Annotated in this window: 9 protein-coding genes; 2 read left to right on the top strand and 7 right to left on the bottom strand. The window is 31.5% G+C overall.

Annotated features, from left to right (window positions below; all coding sequences use genetic code 11):
* Positions 1 to 131 precede the first annotated feature (131 nt).
* The gene (locus tag QZZ53_RS15975) at positions 132 to 554 is read right to left on the bottom strand and encodes a DUF393 domain-containing protein (RefSeq protein WP_296386541.1); all 423 of its coding nucleotides are present in this window, start codon (positions 552 to 554) and stop codon (positions 132 to 134) included.
* A gap of 42 nt (positions 555 to 596) precedes the next feature.
* On the bottom strand, positions 597 to 2,765 hold the full coding sequence (locus tag QZZ53_RS15970; protein ID WP_296386537.1) for a DNA mismatch repair protein MutS: 2,169 nt from the start codon (positions 2,763 to 2,765) through the stop codon (positions 597 to 599).
* Between the two features lie 106 nt (positions 2,766 to 2,871).
* On the opposite strand from QZZ53_RS15970, the gene QZZ53_RS15965 reads away from it, so the two are divergent.
* Positions 2,872 to 3,546 (top strand): uracil-DNA glycosylase, encoded by a 675-nt coding sequence (locus QZZ53_RS15965; protein WP_296386536.1) that lies wholly within the window; start codon positions 2,872 to 2,874, stop codon positions 3,544 to 3,546.
* 374 nt (positions 3,547 to 3,920) lie between these two features.
* On the opposite strand, the gene QZZ53_RS15960 is transcribed toward QZZ53_RS15965, so the two are convergent.
* The 5 genes from QZZ53_RS15960 to QZZ53_RS15940 all read right to left on the bottom strand — a co-directional run bounded on the left by QZZ53_RS15960 (position 3,921) and on the right by QZZ53_RS15940 (position 8,040).
* Positions 3,921 to 4,775 carry a substrate-binding domain-containing protein gene (locus QZZ53_RS15960; protein WP_296386534.1) on the bottom strand — a complete coding sequence of 285 codons (855 nt, stop codon included), beginning with the start codon at positions 4,773 to 4,775 and terminating at the stop codon, positions 3,921 to 3,923.
* A gap of 91 nt (positions 4,776 to 4,866) precedes the next feature.
* A complete protein-coding gene (locus tag QZZ53_RS15955; protein ID WP_296386532.1) occupies positions 4,867 to 5,739 on the bottom strand; it encodes a nucleoside phosphorylase in 873 nt (290 codons plus the stop codon).
* A complete protein-coding gene (locus tag QZZ53_RS15950) occupies positions 5,729 to 6,670 on the bottom strand; it encodes a DUF1835 domain-containing protein (RefSeq protein ID WP_296386529.1) in 942 nt (313 codons plus the stop codon). The genes QZZ53_RS15955 and QZZ53_RS15950 overlap by 11 nt, the downstream gene beginning before the upstream one ends.
* Before the next feature lie 8 nt (positions 6,671 to 6,678).
* Entirely contained in the window at positions 6,679 to 7,008 is a 330-nt protein-coding gene (locus QZZ53_RS15945; protein ID WP_296386528.1) for a translation initiation factor, read from the bottom strand.
* Between the two features lie 81 nt (positions 7,009 to 7,089).
* Positions 7,090 to 8,040, bottom strand: a complete 951-nt coding sequence (locus tag QZZ53_RS15940) for a 2-oxoglutarate and iron-dependent oxygenase domain-containing protein (protein WP_296386526.1) — start codon at positions 8,038 to 8,040, stop codon at positions 7,090 to 7,092.
* A 148-nt stretch (positions 8,041 to 8,188) separates the two neighbouring features.
* Here QZZ53_RS15940 and QZZ53_RS15935 point away from each other — a divergent pair.
* Positions 8,189 to 8,883 (top strand): thiamine pyrophosphate-dependent dehydrogenase E1 component subunit alpha (locus QZZ53_RS15935; protein WP_296386524.1); only part of this gene is annotated, 695 nt, incomplete at its 3' end.

Genomic DNA, 8,883 nt, shown 5'->3' with positions numbered 1-8,883 from the left:
GCTATTAACCAATTCATTATTTTCCCTCATTATAAAAGAATTGAAATTTAATATTTTGTATAGATTAAATTAGTTTTAAGTAAGTTGTTAATTTTAAGAAAGCCTTTTAGATGGATGCTAAAAGGCTTTTTTTATGCAATAAATTTAGATTGTAATTCTGGAGTAGGTGTAATGCAAACATCTTTTTCACCATACCATTTGTAACGGTTTTTTGCTACATAATTGTAAACCCAATTTCTTATAAAGGTTGGAATTATAAAAAATATTGTTATTAAATTTGAAGGAAATCCTAAATACTTAGCAATATGTAATGCTGCAGAAGATTTGTATTTCAGTATATGCTTTTTGGGATTATAAAGTAGAATTGAATCTGTTTTAGAAGTATCAACCTTAAAATCGCTTATAATTTTCTTACCAATTTCACTTTGTAATGGAGCAAATAAAAATTTGTTTTTCCTATCACGCTTTATAACATATAAAACACTGCTATTACAAAGATTGCAAACACCATCAAATAAAATTAACTGCTTGTCTTTAGGGATTTCTTTAATCACATTGCAAAGATACGGTCTAAACGATTAACACCGAATTGGTAGTTACTTCTTTTTTGCTTCTACTAATTCTAACAAATCGATATTAACGTTAGTGGTAAATATACCATAGTTTACAATGGCTTTACCTTTTTCAATACTATCAATAGTTCCAATAGCTCTACCATCATGCATTCGCACACGATCATCGATTTTTAATATAGATTTTGGCTTTTCTATAACAACCTTTTTCTTCTTTGCTGCTTTTTTCTTTTTACGAATGACTTCTACTTTTTTCTCAGCTTCTTGTTTTATCTGGTTTTCTTTATGCTTTTCTGCACGTTTTTGTTTGGCAGATACTTTTTTGCGTTTAGAGTTTTCAATTTGAACAAGTTTAAACAACTCAGCCATTAACTCACGCTTCTTCTTGTTTTCAAAGAATTTTTCTGAAATTTCATTAACCTTTTGTCCTAAATATATTAGGCGTTGATTGCTATCATACAACTCTTGAAAACTCTCTAGTTTCTTCTGGACTTTCGCATTTACTTCTTCAAGTTTTTCAGCTTCAGTAAGTTTCTTCTTCTCATTTTCTTTAAGTGAACGTTCAGTGCGCTCAAGCTTACTACGCTCTTTTTGTAGTTTAGCAATGGTAGCATCAAAACGTATTTTGCCACGTTCAATCTTCTTTTTAGATTTATTGATTAAACTGTATGGAATACCGTTTTTCTGAGCTACTTCAAACGTAAAAGAACTACCTGCTTGTCCAACAACCAATTTATACAAAGGCTCTAAGCTTCTTTCATTAAAAAGCATATTAGCATTTTCCATATATGGTAATTCGTTAGCTAAAAGTTTTAAGTTAGAATAGTGTGTCGTTATAATACCAAAAGCTTCTCGCTCGTAGAAAACTTCTAGGAATGTTTCAGCCAAAGCACCACCTAATTCAGGATCACTACCTGTACCGAATTCGTCAATTAAGAATAGCGTTTTGTTATTGCATTTTCTCAAGAAATAATTCATTTGTTTTAAGCGATAACTATAAGTACTTAAATGGTTTTCTATAGATTGATTATCACCTATATCACTTAAAATTCTATCAAATAGACAAACCTTACTTCGTTCATGGACAGGAATGAGCATACCACTTTGTATCATGGTTTGCAGTAAACCCACGGTTTTTAGCGTAATACTTTTTCCTCCAGCATTTGGGCCAGAAATGACAATAATTCTACTGTCTTTTTTTAAACCAATGGTTTGAGGAAATGTCTTTTCTCCTTTTTCTTTATTCGTTAAATAGAGTAGTGGATGATAAGCATCTCTCAAAACCATACTGCGTTCTTTCGAGAATTCTGGTAAAATGGCATCCATACTTTGTGCATATTTTGCCTTTGCTGAAATCACGTCTATTTTCGTTAAGAACTCTTGATAGTTATGTAATAAAGGCAAAAACAATCGAATGAAATCAGTTAGTTCTTTTAGAATCTTAATGACTTCTTCTTTCTCTTCATATTCTAAATTATTGAGTTCTCTAGAATATTGTAATGTAGTTTCGGGTTCTATATAGACAATACTTCCTGTTTTACTTCCTCCCATAATTGCACCTTTTACCTTTCTACGATACATGGCTTTAACTGCAAGAACACGTTTGTTTTCAACAACGGATTCTCTAATGTCGTCTAGATAATCAAGATTATGATAGGTGTTTAAAGCAGAAGAAAAACTACTATTTATTTTGCCCTTTAACTTATTTATTGTTATTCGTAATTCCGAAAGTAGAGGAGAAGCACCATCTTTTATATCTCCAAACCGATCTACAACTGCATCAACTTGTTCTATAATTGTAGTTGTTACTTCAATTTGCCGAGAGAATGAATAAAGTTCTGGGTAGTATTCCTTAAACTTTTCTAAAAATTTTAAAATTGAATTTACCGTCAGTGACATACTAACCAACTTTTGTAAGCTAGATGTTTCGAGGTATGTGTTTTCAATCTTAAGAAGTTTTAATTCTTTTGAAATCGTATCAAATCCATGATTTGGTATTCTGTTATCATTATCAAAAGATGATAGGTATTCATTGACATAAGCCAATTCAAGTATTAGGTTTTCCTCTTCAGAAAAGGGTAGAATAGCCAATGTAGCATTCTTACCTAAAGTGGTAATACAATGCTCGCTAACTTGGTCTAAAATCGTAAAAAACTCAAGGTCTTTTAACGTTTTTTCATGAATACTTATCATTGGGTTATTCTTAATTTTAAAGTTGCAAATTTAGGCTAATTGTGCCTATATGCCTAATGTAACTATTTGCTATGATTATTCTTATTTTTGATAAAATTTGAAATTAATGAACATTGACATTCATCAAAGTTGGAAACCTTATGTAAGATCCGAAATCGAAAAACCTTATTTTAAAGATTTGGTTGAATTCGTAAAAACTGAATATAGCACTCATAAATGTTTTCCAAAGAGTTCAGATATTTTTAATGCTTTTAACCATTCTCATTTTGAAGACACCAAGGTTGTTATTATTGGGCAAGACCCATATCATGGTGTTGGACAAGCAAATGGATTATGTTTTTCCGTTAACAATAATGTTACACACCCTCCTTCACTAATTAATATTTTCAAAGAGATAAAACAAGATTTAGGCATTTCGTATCCAATTAGCGGTAATTTAATGTCTTGGGCAGATCAAGGTGTATTGCTTTTAAATGCAACTTTAACTGTAAGAGCTCATCTAGCAGGTAGTCATCAGAAAAAAGGTTGGGAGCAATTTACAGATGCCATAATAGAGACTATTAGCAACGAGAAAAACAATGTTGTTTTTTTACTTTGGGGTGGATTTGCTAAAAAGAAAAAGAAATTAATAGATACTTCTAAACACTTTGTTTTAGAAACAGGTCATCCTTCCCCATTAAGTGCTAATAGAGGATACTGGTTTGGAAATAAACATTTTAGTAAAACTAACTCCCTGTTGCTGCAAGTTGGTGTGTCTGCAGTTGAGTGGAAGCTAAAATAGGTTTCTCATTTCTTATAATACGAGGTTTTTTACTTTCGGTTTTTTTAGATGTTTTATTACAACTAAATAATAATAGTATAAAATTAAGCGCAACTAAGAAAGATAAAATCAGAGTAATTGTAATAATCATATTAGTCTGTTTAGGTGTTAATAGCAAAGATTTGGTTAAGACAAATGTAATTAAAATTTTGACATTGTGAAAGTTATGAACAAAAATTGTAATAATATGCCTTAGGTGTTTTCCTTAGCAGGCGTGTATTTCATCGATAAATAAAGGTGTTTCAACGATATTATGCATATGATTTTTTTTATTTAAGCTAAGAATAAGCCATAAATTGTTAAGAACTTACTATGATTTTGGGCAATAATTGAATCTAAATTTTGTGAATTAACTTAGAATAGTCCACTTTTTTTGGAATAATATTTAACTTAAAAAGTTGCTTTTGTACATTTTTGATAGTCTTTTTATTAATAACTTCTTGAGACCATTCTGTTAATGAAAGCCATTCTTGTACATCTTCTAATTCTTGTTCATAACGATTTGCTATTGTTTTGCCTATAGAAGGAATAGATTTAAAATCTGATGTGGTCTGATTTATAATATCTAAAATGGTTTTTAAATCGGCTTCGTTGTTCTCAATAAATTCTTCGCGTACAGCGATTACAAAACATGGCCAAGGAGAAGGGCAATTATCTATCCGTCTAAAAGTGCCATCATCTACCAAAGGTTTAGTGGTAAATTTTTCCCACATAAAATAATCTGCATCACCATTGGTAAGTCCTTTTACTGCACCATCTAAGTTTTTAATGACTTCAAAATTTAAGTCCTCTTTTAAATTCCAATTATTATTTTTTGCATTTATGTAGGCCATAAGGTGAGAACCAGACCCATATCTGCTAATTGCAGCTCTTGTTCCTTTGATATCTTCTACTGTTTTAAACTTAGAGTCTGAAGCCACATGAATTCCCCAAATTAAAGGAGTTTCAACAAATGTTTGTACTATTTTAGAAGGATTTCCATCAATAATATCTTTGATAATGCCTTCGGTAAGGATAACTGCTATATCAATATCACCAGAGCGAAGACCTTTACACATAGCACCAGTTCCTCCATAGTAATCATGCCATCTAAGATTAATATCTTCAGCTTTATATTCTCCATTCTTAAGTGTTAAGTACCAAGCTAAATTGAAATGCTCTGGTACACCACCTATATTTACCTTTCTCATGCTAACTTCCTACTAAATCAGGAATTTTTTAATTATACTTTGAAACATATATGCACTTAGACAAGCTTAGTATGTCAATGTTATTCAAACTCTAAATATTCACAATACGCTCTAAAGCATACGCAATTAACTTATTTACGGTTTTCTTTGGGTCTTTACTAAAATCACCATTAGCTCTATTGGCTATGATCGCATTTAAAGACAGTGCTTCATGACCTAATAATTTTGAAAGCCCATAAATCACAGACGTTTCCATTTCAAAATTTGTAATTCTAAAATCTTTATGGCTAAATGAATCTAATTTAGAATTTAAAGAAGCATCATGTAATGGTAAGCGTAAAACACGCCCTTGAGGCCCGTAAAATCCACCAGCTGTACCTGTCATGCCTTTGTATACAGAATCACTTTCAAAATACTTCTCTAAGTACTTGCTGTTGTTTATTATAATAGGTCTAGCTTTGTTTTTATCCCAATCCGTATGTTTTATAAATGCGTCTTCAATTTCTGGATTACTTATACCATCAATTTGATAAAAATGTAACATTCCGTTTACATCCAAGCCATGTGTACTTATTAAAAAACCATCAACAGGAATGTCATTTTGTAATGATCCTGAGGTTCCAATCCTAATAATATTAAGACTAGTAAGTTCTGTCTTTGGCTTACGTGTTTTTAAATCTATATTTACTAAAGCATCAAGTTCGTTTAGTACAATATCTATGTTATCTGGACCTATTCCAGTTGATAAAACTGTTATACGTTTATCTTGATAATATCCAGTTTGAGTTTTAAATTCACGCTTTTGTGTACTGAATTCAATACTATCAAAATGCTTAGTGATTTTTTCAACACGATCTTGGTCACCAACAAAAATGATGGTGTCTGAAATATCTTCGGGTTTTAAGTTTAAATGATAAACACTTCCGTCTGGATTTAGTATTAATTCTGAATCTTTAATTGACATTCATTATAGTTTTAATAAGTTTATTCTGCTCTACGCTAAATTGAAATTCTAACCGTTGTACGCCACCATACACCATGCTATTATTAATCTCTGAAGCAAAGTTATGCTGCCTCAATAATGCTTCATGGCCTTTTCTGTTGAGTTTAATACCATTTTCGGTCTCATCAAAAAATATAGATAATTTTTCGATAATACGTTGTAACTGTGTATCTCCAAAACCATAGTAACCTTGATAATTGAGACTGTAGCCTAATAAATGGTGCTTAGATTTTATTGAGTTATCTCTTAAAAGTCTAAGTATATTGTCCTCTAAAACATTCAACCCACTTTTTTGATGTGGAAAGCGCTTTAAATGTGCCTTTAGGCAGTTACTCATGTATTTAAAACTGGAGTTTGTAACAATATAAGGTTTTAAAATATTGTGATCTGTACCACAATATGTTCTCCATAATGCAATAGTTAAATCTATATCTTCTTGAGTTAAAAGTACTTTGTTGTCATAATGAAACTGTAATTGCTCAGGACTCAATTCACTCAAGCCTTTTAAATTTTTTTCGCCTTCAACACGTCCACTGCAAATAAGAAATAAAGGTTTGTCTATTTCTTTTTGATGCAATAAATTAATTACACCTATTAGATTAATGTGGCAAAACAAATCATACTCAAACCATAGATTTATTTCTGTATAACTTTGAGTATTATCTAATTTGGATAATTCATTCTGAAGTTCTACAGTATCAACTTCAATATCATAACTAGATTTAAGAAAATTAGCACGAAGCTCAAAAAAAGCGTCAGAATCTATCGCTGGAATTATTGGTCCTTCACATAGCATTTCTTGCCAAGTAAGAATATCATCTGTAAAATCTAATTCTCGCAAATAATCGGTAAGACTATTTCCATTTGTGATGTGTAGGATGTTTTTTGCCATAAAAAAAATTAGCCGCCAACGCGCTTTACATTAAATCCTTTTTCTTTTAGCATCGTCATAATTCTATCTCTGTAATCTCCTTGAATGATAATTTTATCATCTTTAAAACTACCACCAACACTAAGCTTCGTTTTTAGCTCTTTAGCTAATTTTTTAAAATCTTCTGTTGCACCTGTATAACCTTCGAGAATAGTAATTGGTTTTCCTTTTCTCTTTTCATATTTGCAAATTATAGGCTCATCTTGTAACCACAGTTTTTCCTTAGGATCTTTAGAATTATCTTTAGGTTCTTCAATATGATCTGGAAATAAGTTTTTAAGCTGATCTTGTAAATCCATTTTTCAAAGTTTCTTCTGTCACATCGAGCGTAGTAGAGAACTATTTAGTATCTCAATTACTATCGAACTGACAACAAGATTTTATTTTTTTACTAGTCCTAGTTCAATTAAACGTTCGTTTAAGAACTCTCCAGCAGTAATATCGTCAAATTGCTTCGGATTGTCTTTATCAATACAACTCTCTAACACATCTAATTTCATTTCGCTTATAGGATGCATAAAAAATGGAATAGAGTAACGAGAAGTTCCCCAAAGTTCGCGTGGTGGATTAATAACACGATGTATAGTAGATTTTAATTTGTTGTTAGAATGCCTTGATAGCATATCTCCAACATTAATCATCAACTCATCTGGCTCAGCTATAGCATCAATCCATTCTCCATCGTTGCGTTGTACTTGCAAACCACGACCTTGCGCTCCCATAAGAAGCGTAATTAGATTAATATCGCCATGAGCTGCAGCTCTTACAGCGTTTTTAGGTTCTTGAGTAATAGGTGGATAATGTATTGGTCTTAAAATTGAGTTGCCATTATGAATATAATTATCAAAATAAGTCTCATCTAGTTCTAGGAATAAAGCCAAAGATCGTAAAACATATTTAGCAGTTTTCTCTAGCATAGCATATGTTTCCTTACCAGCTTTATTAAATTCTGGCAATTCTTTAACTTGTACATTTTCTGGGTATTCTTTTCTGCGTTCCTCATCATCTTCTACATACTGTCCAAAATGCCAGAACTCTTTTAAATCTCCTTCTTTTTTACCTTTCGCACTTTCTTTACCAAAAGATATGTAACCACGTTGACCTCCAATACCTGATATCTCGTAACTTTCTTTAGTGTCTATAGGTAAGTCGAAAAAGTTCTTTACTTCGCCATATAAACCATCTACTAATTGATCATCTAGAAAATGACCCTTTAATGCTACAAACCCTATGTCTTGATAGGCTTTTCCAATTTCATCTATAAATTTTTGTTTTCGTTGTGGATCACCAGAAATGAAGTCCTTTAAATCTACGCTAGGTATTCTATCCATTGGTTTTTTATTTAAAATATTCGTCAATATACAAATGTAACGAAAATAGTGCTAAAATATTAGGCCGATATTATTGATAATTTGAAAGCTTTACCAGAATATTGTAGCAATTTTATTTACATTTGAAGCATTATATAATAAATATTATATGCCAACTATAACGAAAAGCAATATAGACTACGATAAGCGAAATTTAAGTGACAAAGGGCTTTTAAAACTCTATTACAATATGTTGAAACCTCGACTAATTGAAGAGAAGATGCTCATCCTCTTACGTCAAGGTAAAATTTCAAAATGGTTTTCTGGAATTGGGCAAGAAGCAATTTCTGTAGGAGTCACTATGGCATTAAAGCCGAGTGAATACATTTTACCAATGCATAGAAACCTTGGTGTTTTCACAACAAGAGAAATTCCATTACATCGCTTATTCTGTCAATGGCAAGGAAAGGCAAGTGGATTTACAAAAGGTAGAGATCGTAGCTTTCATTTTGGAACACAAGACTATAATATTGTTGGTATGATATCTCATTTAGGTCCACAATTGGGAGTTGCAGATGGAATTGCATTAGCCAACCTCTTAAAGAAAAATGGGCAAGTAACTGCTGTGTTTACTGGAGAAGGTGGTACCAGTGAAGGTGATTTTCATGAAGCACTTAATGTAGCTTCTGTTTGGCAATTACCAGTAATATTCTGTGTTGAGAATAATGGTTATGGACTTTCCACACCAACTAAAGAACAATACCGTTGTAAGCATATCGCAGATAGAGGTAAAGGTTACGGAATGGAGTCTTTTATTTTGGATGGTAATAATATTATTGAAACTTATACTAAGATTAAAAAACT

The organism is Winogradskyella sp., from assembly GCF_016744625.1.
GTDB lineage: Bacteria > Bacteroidota > Bacteroidia > Flavobacteriales > Flavobacteriaceae > Winogradskyella.
This window is presented reverse-complemented; position numbering and strand designations above follow the sequence as displayed.